17 protein-coding genes are annotated in these 17436 nt (G+C 54.0%); 14 read left to right on the top strand and 3 right to left on the bottom strand.

The features are described from left to right. Nucleotides 1-115 precede the first annotated feature (115 nt). Both lptG and lptF read right to left on the bottom strand, forming a co-directional pair. Nucleotides 116-1186 carry an LPS export ABC transporter permease LptG gene (lptG, locus tag HMPREF9370_RS09100; RefSeq protein WP_009117176.1) on the bottom strand — a complete coding sequence of 357 codons (1071 nt, stop codon included), beginning with the start codon at nucleotides 1184-1186 and terminating at the stop codon, nucleotides 116-118. After that, entirely contained in the window at nucleotides 1183-2295 is a 1113-nt protein-coding gene (gene lptF, locus HMPREF9370_RS09095) for an LPS export ABC transporter permease LptF (RefSeq protein WP_009117175.1), read from the bottom strand. The genes lptG and lptF overlap by 4 nt, the downstream gene beginning before the upstream one ends. Nucleotides 2296-2399: 104 nt before the next feature. On the opposite strand from lptF, the gene HMPREF9370_RS09090 reads away from it, so the two are divergent. The 14 genes from HMPREF9370_RS09090 to HMPREF9370_RS09025 all read left to right on the top strand — a co-directional run bounded on the left by HMPREF9370_RS09090 (nucleotide 2400) and on the right by HMPREF9370_RS09025 (nucleotide 12910). Beyond that, entirely contained in the window at nucleotides 2400-3827 is a 1428-nt protein-coding gene (locus tag HMPREF9370_RS09090; protein ID WP_009117174.1) for a leucyl aminopeptidase, read from the top strand. Between the two features lie 87 nt (nucleotides 3828-3914). Then, nucleotides 3915-4442, top strand: coding sequence for a PM1805 family lipoprotein (locus tag HMPREF9370_RS09085; protein ID WP_009117173.1), 528 nt, complete (start codon nucleotides 3915-3917; stop codon nucleotides 4440-4442). 14 nt (nucleotides 4443-4456) lie between these two features. Beyond that, nucleotides 4457-4897: a DNA polymerase III subunit chi gene (locus tag HMPREF9370_RS09080; RefSeq protein ID WP_009117172.1), complete on the top strand. Its 441-nt coding sequence runs from the start codon at nucleotides 4457-4459 to the stop codon at nucleotides 4895-4897. Between the two features lie 69 nt (nucleotides 4898-4966). Continuing rightward, nucleotides 4967-5215: a DUF1289 domain-containing protein gene (locus HMPREF9370_RS09075; RefSeq protein ID WP_009117171.1), complete on the top strand. Its 249-nt coding sequence runs from the start codon at nucleotides 4967-4969 to the stop codon at nucleotides 5213-5215. Nucleotides 5216-5336: 121 nt separating this feature from the next. Further along, on the top strand, nucleotides 5337-6056 hold the full coding sequence (gene rnc / locus HMPREF9370_RS09070; protein ID WP_009117170.1) for a ribonuclease III: 720 nt from the start codon (nucleotides 5337-5339) through the stop codon (nucleotides 6054-6056). 67 nt (nucleotides 6057-6123) lie between these two features. Further along, complete coding sequence (gene era / locus HMPREF9370_RS09065) at nucleotides 6124-7047, top strand: GTPase Era (protein WP_040667619.1); 924 nt, start codon at nucleotides 6124-6126, stop codon at nucleotides 7045-7047. 8 nt (nucleotides 7048-7055) lie between these two features. Then, nucleotides 7056-7625: a tRNA 5-(aminomethyl)-2-thiouridylate-methyltransferase MnmM gene (gene mnmM, locus HMPREF9370_RS09060; protein WP_009117168.1), complete on the top strand. Its 570-nt coding sequence runs from the start codon at nucleotides 7056-7058 to the stop codon at nucleotides 7623-7625. Between the two features lie 72 nt (nucleotides 7626-7697). Then, entirely contained in the window at nucleotides 7698-8069 is a 372-nt protein-coding gene (locus HMPREF9370_RS09055; protein WP_009117166.1) for a SirB2 family protein, read from the top strand. A 13-nt stretch (nucleotides 8070-8082) separates the two neighbouring features. Continuing rightward, the gene (gshB, locus tag HMPREF9370_RS09050) at nucleotides 8083-9039 is read left to right on the top strand and encodes a glutathione synthase (RefSeq protein WP_009117165.1); all 957 of its coding nucleotides are present in this window, start codon (nucleotides 8083-8085) and stop codon (nucleotides 9037-9039) included. A gap of 60 nt (nucleotides 9040-9099) precedes the next feature. Further along, entirely contained in the window at nucleotides 9100-9510 is a 411-nt protein-coding gene (locus HMPREF9370_RS09045) for a diacylglycerol kinase (RefSeq protein ID WP_009117164.1), read from the top strand. A gap of 18 nt (nucleotides 9511-9528) precedes the next feature. Beyond that, nucleotides 9529-9987 carry a copper chaperone PCu(A)C gene (locus HMPREF9370_RS09040; protein WP_040667125.1) on the top strand — a complete coding sequence of 153 codons (459 nt, stop codon included), beginning with the start codon at nucleotides 9529-9531 and terminating at the stop codon, nucleotides 9985-9987. A gap of 36 nt (nucleotides 9988-10023) precedes the next feature. Further along, nucleotides 10024-10872 carry a presqualene diphosphate synthase HpnD gene (gene hpnD, locus HMPREF9370_RS09035; protein WP_009117162.1) on the top strand — a complete coding sequence of 283 codons (849 nt, stop codon included), beginning with the start codon at nucleotides 10024-10026 and terminating at the stop codon, nucleotides 10870-10872. Further along, nucleotides 10869-12170 carry a hydroxysqualene dehydroxylase HpnE gene (gene hpnE / locus HMPREF9370_RS09030; protein ID WP_009117161.1) on the top strand — a complete coding sequence of 434 codons (1302 nt, stop codon included), beginning with the start codon at nucleotides 10869-10871 and terminating at the stop codon, nucleotides 12168-12170. The genes hpnD and hpnE overlap by 4 nt, the downstream gene beginning before the upstream one ends. Nucleotides 12171-12181: 11 nt before the next feature. After that, the gene (locus HMPREF9370_RS09025) at nucleotides 12182-12910 is read left to right on the top strand and encodes an SDR family oxidoreductase (protein WP_009117160.1); all 729 of its coding nucleotides are present in this window, start codon (nucleotides 12182-12184) and stop codon (nucleotides 12908-12910) included. A gap of 388 nt (nucleotides 12911-13298) precedes the next feature. On the opposite strand, the gene purL is transcribed toward HMPREF9370_RS09025, so the two are convergent. Beyond that, on the bottom strand, nucleotides 13299-17243 hold the full coding sequence (purL, locus tag HMPREF9370_RS09020) for a phosphoribosylformylglycinamidine synthase (protein ID WP_009117159.1): 3945 nt from the start codon (nucleotides 17241-17243) through the stop codon (nucleotides 13299-13301). Between the last annotated feature and the right edge of the window lie 193 nt (nucleotides 17244-17436).

Raw genomic sequence — 17436 nt, 5'->3', positions numbered from 1 at the left:
ATAGTTGAATAACTTAAATGCAGTGTTTTGAAAATTGACAATGCCTGTCTGAAAAACTTTTTCAGACAGGCATTGCTTTATGCCGCATGATCGGATGTGTTCCGACACATCATTATTACCGTTTCTCCTGCTTGCGGATAAGGTAAATTGCCCATGTGGCGAAAATGGCGGTGGGCAGCATGGCGGCGATGAAAGGGGGGACCCCGTAGAGTTCGCTGGTAAAGCCGAACAGCCGGCCGGCGAAGTGGAATGCCAAGCCTAAGCAGATGCCGCCGAAGAGCTTCAAGCCCATATTGCTGTTGCGGGTGGATTGCGGGGTGAACGCATAGGCAACCAGCGCCATAATGGCCGCCGCAATCGGATACATCAGCTTGCGCCACCATTCAATCCGGTAAGTTTGAACCTGTTGGTTGTTGGCGCTCAGATGATTGATGTAGGCGGTAAGCGATGTGAGCGACATTTTGGCCGGGTCAACCAGCAATACGTCGAGCAGGCTGCTTTTCAGGCCGGTTTGCCATTGTTCTTCGGTTGCTTTGGCCGTTTGCACGCGGTTTTCACCGATGATGCTGCGTTCGATGTTGCGCAGGGTCCAAGTGCCGTCGGCGGCGATTTGCGCGGATTCGGCAAACAGGCTTTCGCTCAGGCGGAAATTATTGTTGTGGCGGTAGATTTTGATTTGGCGCAGGCTGCGGTCGGGCAGCATTTCGCCTACATTGACGATGTCGTTGTTTTCCTTAATCCACAAGCCTTGCGAGCCGGCGCTGATGCGGCCGCTGGTGGCTGTGGCTTTCATGTTTTGAGCGTATTGGCTGGCTGCCGGAGCGGCAAATTCGCCCAATAATACGGTGGCAACGGCAAAAATCAGGCCGAATTTCAACAGGATGGTAATAATGTTTCTGGTGCTCATGCCGCTGGTTTTGATCACGGTCAGTTCGCTGTTGGATGCGAGCTGGCTCAGTGCAATCAAGCCGCCGATCAATACGGCCAGCGGCATTAAGTCATAAGCATGAGAAGGCACTTGCATCACCACATACTGCATCACTTTCATGCCGTTGTAGCTACCTTTGCCCATATCGCCGATTTCGTTGATGATGTCGAAAAAGCTGTATAAAGCCAACAGGGCAAGCAGCGAATAGGCCGACATGACGGTTAGCTGCTTAATCAGATAGCGGCTGATCAGTTTCATTTGACACCGCCTTTCAATGCCGTTTTCAAGGCTTGCGGAAAGGGTTGGACGGGCATGGAGCGTATGCGCAGCAGGATAATGGCAGAACCTAAAATAATCAGATGCATGGACAGCAGGCCGAGCCAGAAATTCAGTTTGCCGTCTTCTACTGCGTTGCGTAAAAAGGTTAACCCGTTTTGATAAATCAGGAAAAAGCCGATGGCAAACAATATATTGTAAGTGTGGCCGGTGCGCGGATTAAAGTAAGACAGCGGCACTGCCAGCATACTCAGCAGCAACACGGAAATCGGCAGGCTGAGCCGCCACATAAGTTCGGCCTGATACTGCGGATTGTCGCTGCCGAACAGTTTCATGGTGGGAATGGTGCGGCGGTGGTCGATGGGGTTGATGATTTTCGGCGTGGCGCTGATAACGAGGCTTAAATGCTGAAATGACACTTCGTTCCAATCGGCTTTACCTGCGCTGCCGTTGTAGCGGTAGCCGTTGCTAAGCTCTAAAGTGCGCCTGTTGTCTTTCAATGAAAAAGTGCCTTCTTTGGCAAACACGATGCTTTCGCGCCCTTTGTCGTCATGCTCGCGTAGAAACAGGTTTTTCATGATGCCGGATTCCGCGTCGAACCGCTCAACAAAATAAATGCGGCCGTTACTTTTGCCTAGCGCGCGGAACACGCCTTGCTCCACCAATGATAATTCCTGCTTTTGCTTTAAAATCTCGGCAAACTCGCGGCTGCGCAACTCGGCCCAGGGCAACACGGCGAGCTGCATCACGGCGATCAAAATCGCAAAAGGCACGGCAAACTGCATCACCGGCCTGACCCATTGCTTCAGCGACAAGCCGCAGGCAAGCCAAACCGACATTTCACTGTCGCGCCAGTAACGGGTGAGCACGGTCAGCGTGCTGATATAGGCGGTGAGCACCAGCAAAAGCGGGGTCATGCCCAAAGTCCAGAAGCCGATTAGGGCGGCTACGGCATCCACGGCGACGCGCCCGTCGGCCGCACGGCCGAGCAGATTGATGGCTTGGGTGGATACCAGAATAGCCAGCAGCACGAGAAAAATGCCGATGGCGGTAAGCGTGAGCTCTTTAATGAAATTGCGCTGATAAATCATATCGGGGTTTCAGACAGGCCTGAATGGAGTACAATCAGACATTTCTGCTTCATTTAGGTTCAAACAGGAAAGATGCCTGTCTGAAAAAAGATTAGGAGATAAACGTGGAATTTAGCACAAAAGCCGAAAAATTGCAGCCGAGCCAAAGCGCGGCAGCCCTGTATATTTGCACCGAAGCGCAGCCTTGCTGCCAAAACGGCGTAGAGCAAACCGCCGCTTTATTATGCGACTCATTGGAAGAGAAAGAGAGCTTTGCAGCCGCTAAAACCGTGGAAAACGGCAAATTGCGCGCGGTAGCGGTGGTGCGTTTGAAAGATCTGGAGCGCAAAACCATTGAAAAAGCGGCAGAGGAAGCAGCGGCTTGGGCGCAAAAGCAAGAAAACCTCGATATCTGCATTGCACCGTTTTGCAGCGAAAACGCGCCGCACGTGGCAGAAGTGTTTACCGTTGCTTTAGGGCAGGCGGTGTACCGTTTCGACCGTTTTAAAAAAGAAGCCAAACCGGCGAAGCTGCAGCAGGTTACATTTTTCCATCCCGAGCAGGCCGATAAAGTTCGGACAGTAGTTGAAGCCACTGAAGCGCTGGTGTACGGCATGAATCTCTGTAAAGACTTGGGCAATACCGCGCCAAATGTGTGCACGCCTAAATATCTGGCCGACACCGCCAAAGCCGAAGCCGAAAAATTCGGCGCTTCAGCCAAAATTTTGGATCAATCCTATATTGAAAAAAACATGGGTTCGTTTTGGTCGGTGGCCAAAGGCAGCGCGCAGGCACCTTACCTGATTGAGCTGAGCTGGTTCGGCGCCGCCGACAAAAACGCCGCGCCCGTGGTGCTGGTGGGTAAAGGCATCACTTTCGACACCGGCGGCATCTCGCTCAAGCCCGGCGAAGCCATGGACGAAATGAAATACGATATGTGCGGGGCGGCCAGCGTAATCGGCACATTTGTTGCCGCCGTCAAAGCCAAGCTGCCGGTTAACCTGATTGCCGTGGTGCCCACTTGCGAAAACATGCCGGATGCCGCCGCCAGCAAACCCGGCGACATCGTAACCGCCATGAACGGCACCACCATCGAAATCCTCAACACCGATGCCGAAGGCCGCCTGATTCTGTGCGACGCTTTGAGCTATGCCGAGCAGTTCAAACCCAAAGCCGTGGTGGACGTGGCCACGCTTACCGGCGCCTGCATCATCGCATTGGGCCACATTGCCAGCGGCGTGATGGGCAATAATCAGGATTTGGTCGACCAGCTGCTGGCAGCGGGCAAAGAAACCAATGATAAAGCGTGGCAGCTGCCTTTGTTTGAAGAATATAAAGAGCAGCTCAAATCCAATTTCGCCGACCTGCAAAATATCGGCGGCCGCCCCGCCGGCACGATTACCGCCGCCATGTTCTTGTCGAACTTCACCGAAAACTACCCGTGGGCGCACTTGGATATCGCCGGCACCGCGTGGAAATCCGGCAAAGAAAAAGGCGCTACCGGCCGCCCCGTGCCGCTGTTGCTGCAATTTTTGAAAAACTGCGTTCAGTAAAAGTAACATGTTTTTCAGACAGGCATTGATGTTTACACGCAAATGCCTGTCTGAAAAAATGATTCAGCGACAAAACGGATTATTTTAATGAACAAAAACATTATTTTCTGCTTGGCATTGCTGGGCACGGCAGCTTGCCAACCGCAACAAAACGGCGCACCCAAACAGCAGGCGGATGTGGTTGTTAAAGCGGATAAAGCAGCGCAGGGTGCGGTAAGCTCCGAGCAGAAACTCAAAGAATACCAAGCGCTTTTGGCTTGGGAAGCGCAGGCCGGCGAGCAGATTGACGGCTGGATGCAGGAATGGCGCAAACGCCGCGCCGCGCATAAAAACGGCAGGCTCGCAGACGAAGAAAATCGCGAAATGGCTAAGCAGGCCGGAGAAATTTACGGCAGCATCAATCAGCTAAACATCCACGATGCCGAAGTGAAAGCCTTGCAGCAAAATCTGCAAAAAAGCCATCAGCTTTATATCAGAATGGGTGATTTCATCAATATTCAGCCCAAAGCGCGCACAGCCGAAATGCAGCAGGCATTTGCAGACACTGCCTTGCTCACCCAGCAAGCCGAGCGGTTGAAAAACAAGTTGAACCAAGAGTTCGGCATCAAACCTTAGTATTCGTAAAACCTATGCCGCAAGCCACTTTTTATACACACGTTGCCGATATTGCCGATTTTATCTGCCGCCTCAGTATGCGGGCGGTAGAAAAAGGCGCGCGCGTCTTGGTATGGGCGGAAACCGAAGAAGAAATCGAGCGGATCGATCTCGACTTGTGGCGCAATCCGCCCGAAAGTTTTCTGCCGCATAGCGTTTGGCAAACCGATGCGGCCTATCCGCAAGACGTGCCGCTGGCTTTGGCCTGCGGCAGCGCGTTGCCGCGTATTGATAGCGGAATCGTGGTGTTGAACGTTTCCGAGCACTTTTGGTGCGACGCACCGGCTGCGCCCGAGCGCGTGTTGGAAATCGTGGGCGAAAGTTTGGAAGATTTGGCAGCGGCGCGGGAGCGTTTCCGGGCTTACCGGCAGCAGGGCTTTACCATCGAACATTACAATATGCAGGGAAAAGCCTGATTTTGCTTGATGCGGGATTGGGCCCTCTTTAAAATGATGATTTAATAAAAAATCATTTGCTGAACTATCATGAACCAGCCCGACTTCTTCGAGATTCCCAGTCCGTGCATCGGCGTGTGCCGAATGAACGGCAAGGGCTATTGCAAAGGCTGTTTCCGCAGCCGCGAAGAGCGGCTTTATTGGCTTCAAATGACCGATGAGCAAAAGCACCAAGTGATGCGCTTGATTGCCATGCGGCGCAAAAAAGTGCAGCACGCAGCGTGGGAAAAAATGCAGCCGCACGAAGAAGCGCCCGAGCAGGAAGATTTGGGGTTTTAGGCTTGCCCCCCATTTGCCTGCGGAAACGGGTTTTCAGACAGGCCTTGTCTAATCCGTTACAATAATGCCTGTCTGAAACTTTTCAGACAGGCATTTCTATCTAATAACCAAGCAATACAGAATGAAACTCGACCGATTTAAAACCGCTGCACTTGACCATATCGAACGCGGCTTGGGCTACACTTTCCGCGACCGCACGCTGCTCGCGCGTGCGCTGACGCACCGCAGCTATTCCGCCAACAATAACGAGCGGTTTGAATTTGTGGGCGACGCGATTCTCAACTACACCGTTGCCAAAATGCTTTACGACGTGTTCGCCAAGCTTTCCGAAGGCGAGCTTTCACGTTTGCGCGCCAACTTGGTGAATCAGGATATGCTGGCCGAAATAGCGGTGGGGCTGAAAGTGGGCGACGGGCTGTTTCTCGGGCCGGGCGAATTGAAAAGCGGCGGTTTCAACCGCCCGTCTATTTTGGCCGACGCGATGGAGGCCATGTTTGCCGCCATCAGCTTTGATGCCGATTTTCACACCGCCGAGCAAACCGTGCGCCGCCTGTTTGCTGAAAAAATACGCACAATCGATTTTAAAAACCAGGGCAAAGACCCGAAAACTTTGTTGCAGGAAGCTTTGCAGGCGCGGCGTTTTGCCTTGCCGAAATACCGCATAGAAGCGCAAACCGGCGAGGGCAGCGATGCTGTGTTCGATGTTGCCTGCGATTTGGGCGAGCTGGGGTTTATTTCCTACGCGCAGGCTTCCAGCCGCCGCGCCGCCGAGCAGGCCGCCGCCAAAGAAGCGTTCGGTTGGCTCGAGCGTGAGCATCCTTTGAAAACCAAATTCAAATAACGAAACAATGCCTGTCTGAAAGCCTTTCAGACAGGCATTCAAGAAAGCCAAACTGATGAACAACACCATGAATATCGAAGAATTTCTCGCCGAGTCGCCAGAAAAGCAGGGCTACCGCTGCGGGTTTATCGCCATTGTGGGCCGCCCGAATGTGGGCAAGTCCACTTTGATGAACCATTTAATCGGCCAGAAAGTGAGCATCACCAGTAAAAAAGCGCAAACCACGCGCCATAAAGTGACCGGTATTTATACCGACGATACGGCGCAGTTTATTTTTGTGGACACGCCCGGTTTCCAAACCGAGCACCGCAATGCGCTAAACGAACGCTTGAATCTGAACGTAACTGAAACCATGGGCGGCGTGGACGCAATCGTGTTTGTGATTGAAGCCATGCGTTTCACCGAGGCCGACCGCAGGGTGATGCGCCTGCTGCCCAAGCATCTTCCCGTGCTTTTGGTAATCAACAAAATCGACCAGGCCAAAGCGCAAAATAAAGCCGCGCTGGACGAGTTTGTCGGCCAAGTGCGCGCCGAGTTTGAATTTGCGGGCGTGGAAGTGGTGAGCGCGAAACACGGGCTGGGCATCGCCAATCTGCTGCATGCGCTCAAACCTTTCCTGCCCGAAAGCGCGCCGCTGTATCCCGAAGACATGGTTACCGATAAATCCAGCCGTTTTCTGGCCACGGAAATCGTGCGCGAAAAACTGTTCCGCTATTTGGGCGAAGAGCTGCCTTATGCCATGAACGTGGAAATGGAGCAGTTTAAAGAAGAAAACGGCATGTACCGTATCTATATCGCCGTGTTGGTGGAGCGGGAAAACCAGAAGCCGATTGTGATTGGCAAAGGCGGCGAAAAGCTGAAGAAAATTTCCACCGAAGCGCGGTTGGATATGGAAAAGCTGTTTGGTTGCAAAGTGTTTCTGAAAGTGTGGGTGAAAGTGAAATCCGGCTGGGCGGACGACGTGCGCTTTTTGCGCGAGCTGGGTTTGTAAGGTTTATCATGCATTTATCGCCGGTATTGCAGTTTGCCCATGCGCTCGTCAATGCCTGTCTGAAAAGCGGCGATTGCGCTTTAGACGGCACCGCCGGCAACGGGCACGACACTTTATGCCTGGCGCGTTGCGTGGGCAAAACAGGCAAGGTGTGGGCGTTTGACGTGCAGCCGCAGGCTTTGGCCAACACCGCCGCGCGTTTGGAAGAAGCAGGCGAACGCAGCCAAGTGGAATTGGTTCAGACAGGCCATGAAACGCTGGCGGATTATGTAAACCGGCCTTTGGCTGCCGCCGTGTTTAATTTCGGCTGGCTGCCCGGCGGCGATAAAAGCCTCACCACGCAGGCGCATACCAGTATTCAGGCTTTGTCGGCCGCGCTGGCGCTGCTGAAACCGGGCGGGCTTTTGCTGGCCGTGCTCTATCCCGGCCATGAGGCGGGCAGCGAGGAAGCGGATGCGGTGGAGCAATGGGCGGCGGCTTTGCCGCAAAACGAATACTCGGTTTTGAAATACGGCTTCATCAACCAGATAAACCGGCCGCCTTATTTGTTGGCACTAGAAAAAAGAGCGCATCATTGAGTTGGTTTCAAACAGCGCCGCGTGCTCTTGGGTTACAATAATGCCTGTCTGAAAAAACCAAAAAACCGGATTATGCCTTTTCTTGCTATCAAACATGCGCATGTTACCTTTGTGGTGATTACCATCATTTTATTTAACCTGCGCTATTTTTTACGCGTTGCGAAGCCAAACCGGCCGTTGCCTACCGTGTTGAAAATCGTGCCGCATATTAATGATACTTTGTTGTTGATTACCGGCTTGTGGGCGATGGGCGCGGCCAAATGGGTGCCGTTCGGCAATGCCGATTGGCTGGGCGTGAAGCTGGTGCTGCTGGTGGCGTATATCATGGTCGGCTCGATTGCCATGCGTGCCGCGCCGCGTTCGCTGAAGTCTTCAATCGGCTACCTTGCCGGCTTGGCCTGTATCGCGGCTATTGTGTATTTGGCGTATGTCAAACCGTTTTAAATCAGGAATTTAAATGAATATTTTATTTATCGCCGATCCGATGGGCGGCTTTAAAACCTATAAAGACACTACTTACGCCATGATGCGCGAAGCCGCCACACGCGGCCACAAGCTTTTCCATACATTGGCGTCCGAGCTGTCGGTAAAAAACGGTAAGGTGTATGCCAAAGCCGCGCCGTTTGAATTTATCGGCGCAAAAAACGACCACGACCGCAACTGGTTTTCCGCCGGCTCGGCAGAGGCGGCGGCCTTAACCGATTTTGATGCCGTAATCATGCGCACCGACCCGCCGTTTGACATGCAGTATCTTTATTCGACGCAGCTGCTCACATTGGCCGAAGCGCAAGGAGCCAAAGTGTTCAACAGCGGGCAGGCCATGCGCGATTTCAATGAAAAGCTGGCGATTCTGAATTTCAGCCGTTTTATTTCGCCCACGCTGGTTACCACACGCACAAAAGATGTGCGCGCCTTTTTGGCTGAGCACGGCGACATTATCGTCAAACCGCTCGACGGCATGGGCGGTATGGGCATTTTCCGGCTCACGCAGCAAGACCCGAATATCGGCAGCATTTTGGAAACCTTGATGCAGATGGAAACGCGCACCATCATGGCGCAGCGCTATATCCCCGAAATCGTGCAGGGCGACAAACGCGTGCTGGTGATTGACGGAGAAGTGGTGCCTTTTGCGCTGGCGCGTATTCCGCAACAAGGCGAAACGCGGGGCAACCTTGCCGCAGGCGGGCGCGGTGTGGCGCAGGAATTGAGCGTGCGCGACCGGGAAATCGCCGAAACCCTTGCGCCCGAGTTGAAGCGCAGGGGCATTTTGCTGGCGGGTTTGGATGTGATAGGCGATTATCTGACCGAAGTGAATGTAACCAGCCCCACCGGTTTTCAAGAAATTATGAAACAGAAAAACTGGGATGTTGCCGCGGCATTCATCAATGCCGTTGAGGAGCAAGCGGCGCGCTGAAGCGGAATGCCTGTCTGAAACAGGTTTTCAGACAGGCATTGATTTATCGGGAATACAAAAATGGAACCAAGCGAAAAACCATCTTACGCCGGATCGGTCAAAGGTAAAACAGGCATCAGGCGCATCATCAATGCCATGCGCTATTCCGCCGAAGGTTTTGCCGCCGCCATGAGCGAGCAGGGCTTCAGGCAGCTGGTTTATCTGAATATTGCGCTTACCGCCTTGAGCCTGTTTCTACCTTTCGGCCCCGCCACCCGCATGATGCTCTTTATGGCTTCATGCATCACATTGATAGTAGAATTGCTCAACACGGGCTTGGAAGCCGCAGTCGACCACACTTCAATGGCGCGCCATCCTTTGGCCAAACGTGCGAAAGATGTGGGCTCCGCCGCGCAGAGCGTTGCTCTATTGTTGCTTGCGGTGTTGTGGCTGATGGCTTTGTGGCGAGAATATGGTTTGAATCTATTTTGAAATATGAGGAATGCAAAAATGAAAAAAACATTGTTCGGTTTATTGGCTGCCGGTATGTGCCAAATGGTTTTGGCGGATGCCATCAAAATAGAACAACCGTGGGCGCGGCCTACCGTGGAGGGTATGCGCAACGGTGGCGCGTTTATGGTGTTGGAAAACCAGAGTGGTAAAGACGATGTGTTGGTCGGTGCATCTACGCCTGTTGCCAAATATACGGAAGTTCACGAGCATGTGCTTCAAGGTGATGTGATGCGTATGCGTGAAGTGAAAGGCGGATTGCCGCTCAAAGCCAACGAAAGCGTGGCTTTGAAGCCGGGCGGCTATCATGTGATGCTGATGGGTTTGAAGCAGCCTCTGCAAACCGGCAGCAAATTTCCGCTTACCCTCAAATTCAAACACGCCAAGCCGCAAACCGTGGAAGTGGAAGTGAGAAAAGCCGTGCATATGCCCGAGCATGGTCCCCATCATGAACATTAAGCAGCCCGTGCAGCCGATAACCTGATTATTGACACCATGCAGCCGATTGAATATTGCCAGCAGAAAGCCGCCGAAAGCGGCTCCAGCTTTTTGGCCGGATTCCGCTTCCTGCCGCAAAACCAGCGCGACGCCATGACCGCTTTATACGCCTTTTGCCGCGAAGTGGACGACGCAGTGGACGACTGCTCCGACCCCGGCGTGGCGCAAACTACGCTGAACTGGTGGCGCGGCGACTTGGCTGCCGTGTTTTCAGACAGGCTTCCCGATCATCCTGTGAATCAGGCTTTGCAGAGCATCGTGCGCGAATTCGACTTGCCGCATGAAGAATTTGAAGAAATCATCAACGGCATGCAGATGGATTTAGAACAATCGCGCTATGCCGATTTTGAATCGCTCAAGCTTTACTGCCATCGTGTGGCCGGCGTGGTGGGCAGGCTGATTGCCCGCATTTTAGGCTTCGACAATCCGAAAACGTTGGAATACGCCGATAAAACAGGCTTGGCGCTTCAGTTGACCAATATTATCCGCGATGTGGGCGAAGATGCCCGTCGCCGCCGCATTTATCTGCCGATAGACGAATTGCAGCGCTTCAACGTGCCGGCGCATACCGTTATGCAGGGCAAAGACACGCCGGAATTCAAAGCCCTGATGGCGTTCCAAGTGGAGCGTGCCCGCCGGATTTACCGCGAGGCCGTGGCTGCGCTGCCGCCGGAAGACAGAAAAAAACAAAAAGCAGGTTTGGTGATGGCGGCGATCTATTACGCATTGCTCAACGAAATCGAGCGAGACGGCGTGCAAAACGTGTTGAAATACAAAATCGCCATTCCCGGCCCGCGCAAAAAACGCATTGCCTTGAAAACCTGGCTGTTCGGATTCAAACCATGAAGATAAACCGCAAACCGAAAATCGCTGTGATCGGCGCAGGCTGGAGCGGATTGGCTGCCGCAGTCAGCCTTTGCCGCAAGGCAGATATAACCGTGTTTGAAGCCGGTAAAGCCGCAGGCGGCCGCGCCCGTACGCTCAATGCCGACAAAGGCGGCTTCGCTTTTTTAGACAACGGCCAGCATATCCTGATCGGCGCTTACCACGGCGTGCGTACCTTGCTGGAACACATCGACGTAAAGCCGGAGAACGTGTTCTTGCGCCAGCCCCTGCAATGGCATATGGCAGACGGCATGAAGTTTCAGACAGGCATTTTGCCCGCACCGCTGCATATCCTAACAGCGGTATTGGGTGCAAAAGATATCGGGCTGGCCGATAAACTCGGTTTGCTTTGGCAAATGTCGGTGTTGCAAAAGCGGCAGCCAAGCGAGCCGGACGAAGCTGTTGCGCCGTGGTTGAGGGTGCAACGGGCATCGCGCAGGCAGCTGGCCGAATTCTGGACGCCGCTGGTGTTGGGTGCACTGAACACACCGCTGGAAAAAGCCAGCCTGAACACGCTTTGCCATGTATTGCGCGACGGCGTGTGGGCGGAAAAAAGCGCAGGCGATTTCTGGCTGCCCAAATGCAGCTTGGGCGAATTGCTGCCCGAACCTGCCGTTGCCTGTCTGAAAAAATACCACGCCCAAGTGCGTTTAGGCGAACGGGCTTCTGCTTTGGAATGTCTGCCTTATGATAAAGTCGGCGTGAACGGGCAGACTTTCGATGCAGTGATTCCGGCTGTGGCGCCTTATCATATAGCCGCGCTGTTACCCAAAGGTACGCCCGAGGCTTTCAGACAGGCATTAGATACTTACCGCTATCATGCGATTACCACGGTTTATCTGCGCTATCGTGAAGAAATCAATCTGCCCGCCGCGATGACCGGTTTGGCATCGGGTACCGCACAATGGTTGCTCGACCGCGGCCGTTTGGGCGTGGACAGGCATGAAGTAGCCGCGGTAATCAGCGTGTCGGAAACACTGGGTTTGAGCAACGAAGCCCTGGCAACGCAAGTGCATGCTGATGTGGCGCGGATTTGCCCCAATATCGGCCGGCCGCAGCAAGTGCGTGTGATTACCGAAAAACGCGCCACCGTGGCATCCACCGTGAACCGCGTGCGCCCCGACTGCGCATGGCTGCACCACAAAAATATTTATCCCGCAGGCGATTACCTGCATCCGCATTACCCCGCCACGCTCGAAGCCGCCGTGCAAAGCGGTCAGCAGGCAGCCGCGCTGGCGGCAAACCGGCTTAATCTTTAAAACAAAAGGAAATGGTTATGGGCGACAAGCTTCAAAATAGAAATATTCTGATTACCGGCGCATCACAAGGCATCGGTGCGCAAGTGGCCAAAGCATTTGCAGCCGAAGGTGCAACCGTGATTCTGGTGGCGCGCCATCAGAAAAAAATGGAAAAAGTGTATGACGAAATCGTAGCCGCCGGATATAACGAGCCTTATGCCGTGTGCTTCGATTTGATGGTAGCGGAAGAAAAAGAATTTGATAATTTGGCCAAAACCATTGCCGATGCCACAGGCAACAAACTCGACGGCATCGTGCACTGCGCCAGCTATTTCTATGCACTCTCTCCGTTGGACTTCCAAACCGTAGCGGAATGGGTAAACCAATACCGCATCAATACCGTAGCGCCTATGGGACTGACCCGTGCATTTCTGCCGCTGCTGAAAGAATCGCCCGACGCTTCCGTGATTTTCGTGGGCGAAAGCCATGGCGAGAAACCGCAAGCCTATTGGGGCGGTTTCGGCGCATCCAAAGCCGCGCTCAACTATTTATGCAAAGTGGCTGCCGACGAGTGGGAGCGCTTCGACAACCTGCGCGCCAACGTGCTGGTGCCCGGCGCAGTCAACTCACCGCAGCGCATCAAAACCCACCCGGGTGAATCTGCCGTAGAGCGTAAAGAAATCGGCGACATCATGCCCGATTTCGTGTATTGGGCCAGCGGGGAAAGCAGAGGGAGGACGGGCGAAATCGTATATCTGTAACCCCTGTCTAAAAAATGCCTGTCTGAAAGTTTTCAGACAGGCATTTACCTTTGTAACGACTCATGTAAGTTGATTAACTATAGTTAATCAACTTAACTTTTACTACGGCGTTGCTGCGCCTTGCCGTACTATCTGTACTGTCTGCGGCTTGCTGCCTTGTATTAAAAATTAATTTGATTAACTATATAACCAATCCACTTACATAATAACGATACTGTCATACTCGGGCTTGATCCGAGTATCTTGAATTTCGGTAAATTTAGGAGATACTCGGGGTAAGCCCGAGTATGACGAGTGTGCTATTTTTAAGTGAATTGACTATATATATAACAAGTGTACGGTTTTTTATCAGCAAAGGGCAGCCTGCTAAAGCTGCCCTTTAAGCGTTTTAACTCAAAGCCTTACGCGCGCCGGCAAACATTCTGTACCAGCCGGAAAGTTCGCTGTCTTGCCAATCGTCGGGGTGCCAGCTCATTTGGGCGGTGCGGTACACGCGCTCGGGGTGCGGCATCATGATGGTGACGCGGCCGTCGGCGTTGGTTACGCCTGCGATGCCTTGCGGCGAGCCGTTGGGGTTGAGCGGGTAGGTTTGGGTAACTGCGCCCAAGCCGTCCACGTATTGCAGGGCGATATTGAGGCCGTCTGAAATTTTGCCGCCGATATGGGCGAAATCGGCGAGGCCTTCGCCATGGCTCACGACTACGGGGAGATGGCTGCCTTGCATTTCGGCCAGAATCAGCGAGGGCGATTTGGGCACGTTGACCATGCTCAGGCGGGCTTCAAACTGCTCGCTTCGGTTGCGTTTGAACTTCGGCCAGCCTTGCGTGCCGGGGATGATTTCCGCCAAGTTGCTCACCATTTGGCAGCCGTTGCACACGCCCAAAGTGAGCGTGTCGCCGCGCTCGAAGAAGGCGCTGAACTGGTCGCGCAGTTCGGGGTGGAACAGGATGGATTTTGCCCAGCCTGCGCCTGCGCCCAATACGTCGCCGTAGCTGAAACCGCCGCACGCGGTGAGCATTTGAAAGTCGGCGAGTTTCACGCGGCCTGCCATCAAGTCGCTCATGTGTACGTCGTAAGCATCGAAGCCTGAGCGGGTAAAGGCGGCAGCCATTTCCACCTGCCCGTTCACGCCTTGTTCGCGCAACACGGCGATTTTCGGCTTGGCACCACTCGCGATAAACGGCGCGGCGATATCTTCTTTAAGGTCGAATTTCAGGTCGGCAAACAGCGCGCTGCGTTGGTCGTCTGCCAGCAGGGCAAATTCGCTGTCGGCGCATTCGGGGTTGTCGCGCAGACGTTGGATTTGGTGGCTGGTTTCTTGCCATGCTTGCTGTAATTTCAGACGGCTTTCGTCGAAAATCACTTCGCCGTCGCTGTTGATGCGGATATTATCGGTTGAAGAAACGGCACCAATATTGTAAACGCCGTCCAAACCGGCGTGTTTGAATGCCGCCTGAACAGCAGGCAGATCGGATTGGCGGATTTGAATAACTGCGCCCAACTCTTCATTAAACAGAGCACTGACATGAGCAAGGGGGAGCAACTCTTCTACGATGGCATGGGGCTGTTTTTTCTCCCATTCGGCAAAAACGGTTTGTGTATATGAATCAAGATTCACGTCCAAACCGACACGCCCGGCAAACGCCATTTCCGCCAACGTCGCAAACAGGCCGCCGTCGCTGCGGTCGTGATAAGCTAGCAACTTATCTTCGGCCACAAGTTGCTGAATCACCTCATAAAACGCTTTCAGACGGCCTGCTTCGATATCCGGCGCTTCGCCTGCCATATCGTTATACACTTGGCTTAAGGCCGAGCCGCCCATGCGTGCTTTACCGAAGCCCAAATCCACGGCCAACAATACGCTATCGGCCACGTTTTTCAATTCGGGCGTAACAGTTTTGCGCACGTCTTGCACTGGCGCGAAACCGGTGATAATCAGGCTCAACGGCGATGTAACCGATTTTTGCGCGCCGTTGTCTTGCCACACGGTTTTCATCGACAGCGAATCTTTGCCCACGGGAATACTGATGCCCAGTTCCTGACAGGCTTGCGACACGGCTTCGACAGTGCGGTAGAGTTTTTCGTCTTCGCCGGCGTTGCCGCAGGCGGCCATCCAGTTGGCGGAAAGTTTGATGTTGCCGATGTCGCCGATATTCACGCCGGCGAGGTTGGTCAGCGTTTCGCCGATGGCCATGCGGCCGGAAGCGGGTGCGTCAAAGAGGGCGACGGTCGGTTTTTCGCCCATGGCCATGGTTTCGCCTTTATGGGTGTTGAAGCCCATCATGGTTACGGCGGCATCGGCCACGGGGGTTTGGTAACGCCCCACCATTTGGTCGCGGTGGGTCATGCCGCCGACGCTGCGGTCGCCGATGGTAATCAGGAAGTTTTTGGCGGCCACGGTGGGCAGGCGCAATACGCGGTAGGCGGCTTCTTTCAGGTCGATATGCCTGCCTGAAAACGGTTTTTCAGACGGCCTTACGGTGTGGTCGCTGCGGGTGGTTTTGGGCGGTTTGCCGAGCAAAACGTTCAGCGGCAAATCGACGGGATGGTTGCCGTACAAATCGTCGCGCACTTGCAGATGGCCGTCGTCGGTGGCGGTGCCGACCACGGCAAACGGGCAGCGTTCGCGCTCGCAGATTTCGCGGAACAGATCGAGGCTCTCCGGCAGAATCGACAAAACATAACGCTCTTGCGCTTCGTTACACCAAATCTGCATCGGGCTTAGGCCGTGCTCTTCCAGCGGCACGTCGCGCAGTTTGAACACCGCGCCGCGGCCTGCGTCGTTGACCAATTCGGGGAAGGCGTTCGACAAGCCGCCCGCGCCGACATCGTGAATCGACACAATCGGGTTGTTTTTACCCAGCTGCCAGCAGCGGTCGATGACTTCTTGTGCACGGCGTTCGATTTCGGGGTTGCCGCGCTGTACGGAGTTGAAGTCCAAATCGGCGGCGTTGCTGCCGGTATCCATAGACGAAGCTGCGCCACCCCCGAGCCCGATCAGCATGCCGGGGCCGCCGAGTTGCACCAATAATGCGCCTTCGGGGATTTGGTCTTTATGGGTTTGGCCTGCCTGAATGTTGCCCAAGCCGCCGGCAATCATGATGGGCTTGTGGTAGCCGCGCATTTGGCCTTCAAATTCTTCTTCAAAGGTGCGGAAGTAGCCCAAGAGGTTGGGGCGGCCGAATTCGTTGTTGAACGCCGCGCCGCCGATGGGGCCTTCGATCATGATGTCGAGCGGGCTGCTGATGTGGTCGGGCTTGCCGTAGCCGCCTTCCCACGGTTGTTTGAAGCCGGGGATGTTGAGGTTGGATACGGTAAAGCCGGTCAAACCCGCTTTCGGGCGCGCGCCTTTGCCGGTGGCGCCTTCGTCGCGGATTTCGCCGCCCGCACCAGTGGCCGCGCCCGCGAAAGGTGCGATGGCGGTGGGGTGGTTGTGGGTTTCCACTTTCATCAAAATGTGCGTTTCTTCCTCGCTGAAGCGGTAGCCTTGTTGCTCGCCCGAACGCGGGTAGAATCGCTCGATTTTCGCGCCTTCGATGATGGAGGCGTTGTCTTTATAGGCCACAATCGTGCCTTCGGGGTGGGCGTTGTGGGTGTCGCGGATCATGCCGAACAGCGATTTGGGCTGTTTTTCGCCGTTTAAGATGAAGTCGGCATTGAAGATTTTGTGGCGGCAGTGCTCGGAGTTGGCCTGCGCAAACATCATCAGTTCGACATCGCTGGGGTTGCGCTGCAAGGCTTGGTAGTTTTCCAGCAGATAGTCGATTTCGTCGGGCGACAGCGCCAAGCCCAGTTCGCTGTTGGCTTGTATTAAAGCGTCTTTGCCTTTGTCTAAAACATCAACGGTGGCAAAGGTTTGCGCTTCGGGGTGGGCGAAGAGCCGTGAGGCCGTCTGAAAATCGGGCAGCACGCTTTCGGTCATGCGGTCGTGCAAGAGGGCGGCCCATTGCTGTTTTTGCTCGACAGTCAGTCCGCCTTTCACCCACACCGCCATGCCGCGCTCGATGCGCTCGATTTCGCCCAAGCCGCAGTTGTGCGCGATGTCGGTGGCTTTGGATGCCCACGGAGAAATGGTGCCGATGCGCGGGGTGATTAAAAACAAATGCAGGCTGTTTTCGGCTTCGGGTGTTTTTTCGACACTTTCTGCTTCTAACAAAGCCTGCAATTTCGTTGCGGTTTCGTTGTTCAGCGCGGATTCGCTGCTCACAAAATACCAAAATTCGCTGCTTAATTCTGCTTTCGGCAGGCCGGCGGCCGCGGCTTTTTGCAGCAGTTTTTCGATGCGGAAATCAGATAGGGCGGCAACGCCGCGCAAGGGCAATACGACGGACATGTGGCTTTCTCTTAAAATCAGTTGGGAGATAGGATAGATTCAGAAAAATGAAGCTGAATTATACGTTGAAAACGTGTTTTCCGCTTGGGAAATTGTTTGCAATTTGAGTGGATTCTGCTTGTGTGCGAATAAACGGATTGGATGATTTAATCGGGCGTGTGAATTCTGATTGCATAATGTTTTGATTTTTTGG

Source organism: Neisseria wadsworthii 9715, assembly GCF_000227765.1.
GTDB classification, from domain to species: Bacteria; Pseudomonadota; Gammaproteobacteria; order Burkholderiales; family Neisseriaceae; genus Neisseria; species Neisseria wadsworthii.
Note: the sequence above shows the minus strand (reverse complement) of the source record. Positions and strands in the feature narration are given on the sequence as shown.

Excerpts from the sequence above, each read along its gene's own strand:
- lptF (WP_009117175.1), bottom strand. The coding sequence starts at position 2,295 with ATGATTTATCAGCGCAATTTCATTAAAGAGCTCACGCTTACCGCCATC.
- HMPREF9370_RS09045 (WP_009117164.1), top strand. The coding sequence starts at position 9,100 with ATGGAACCAAGCGAAAAACCATCTTACGCCGGATCGGTCAAAGGTAAA.
- purL (WP_009117159.1), bottom strand. The coding sequence starts at position 17,243 with ATGTCCGTCGTATTGCCCTTGCGCGGCGTTGCCGCCCTATCTGATTTC.
- mnmM (WP_009117168.1), top strand. The coding sequence starts at position 7,056 with ATGCATTTATCGCCGGTATTGCAGTTTGCCCATGCGCTCGTCAATGCC.
- HMPREF9370_RS09055 (WP_009117166.1), top strand. The coding sequence starts at position 7,698 with ATGCCTTTTCTTGCTATCAAACATGCGCATGTTACCTTTGTGGTGATT.
- HMPREF9370_RS09040 (WP_040667125.1), top strand. The coding sequence starts at position 9,529 with ATGAAAAAAACATTGTTCGGTTTATTGGCTGCCGGTATGTGCCAAATG.
- rnc (WP_009117170.1), top strand. The coding sequence starts at position 5,337 with ATGAAACTCGACCGATTTAAAACCGCTGCACTTGACCATATCGAACGC.
- HMPREF9370_RS09080 (WP_009117172.1), top strand. The coding sequence starts at position 4,457 with ATGCCGCAAGCCACTTTTTATACACACGTTGCCGATATTGCCGATTTT.
- era (WP_040667619.1), top strand. The coding sequence starts at position 6,124 with ATGAATATCGAAGAATTTCTCGCCGAGTCGCCAGAAAAGCAGGGCTAC.
- gshB (WP_009117165.1), top strand. The coding sequence starts at position 8,083 with ATGAATATTTTATTTATCGCCGATCCGATGGGCGGCTTTAAAACCTAT.
- hpnD (WP_009117162.1), top strand. The coding sequence starts at position 10,024 with ATGCAGCCGATTGAATATTGCCAGCAGAAAGCCGCCGAAAGCGGCTCC.
- HMPREF9370_RS09075 (WP_009117171.1), top strand. The coding sequence starts at position 4,967 with ATGAACCAGCCCGACTTCTTCGAGATTCCCAGTCCGTGCATCGGCGTG.
- lptG (WP_009117176.1), bottom strand. The coding sequence starts at position 1,186 with ATGAAACTGATCAGCCGCTATCTGATTAAGCAGCTAACCGTCATGTCG.
- HMPREF9370_RS09085 (WP_009117173.1), top strand. The coding sequence starts at position 3,915 with ATGAACAAAAACATTATTTTCTGCTTGGCATTGCTGGGCACGGCAGCT.
- hpnE (WP_009117161.1), top strand. The coding sequence starts at position 10,869 with ATGAAGATAAACCGCAAACCGAAAATCGCTGTGATCGGCGCAGGCTGG.
- HMPREF9370_RS09025 (WP_009117160.1), top strand. The coding sequence starts at position 12,182 with ATGGTTATGGGCGACAAGCTTCAAAATAGAAATATTCTGATTACCGGC.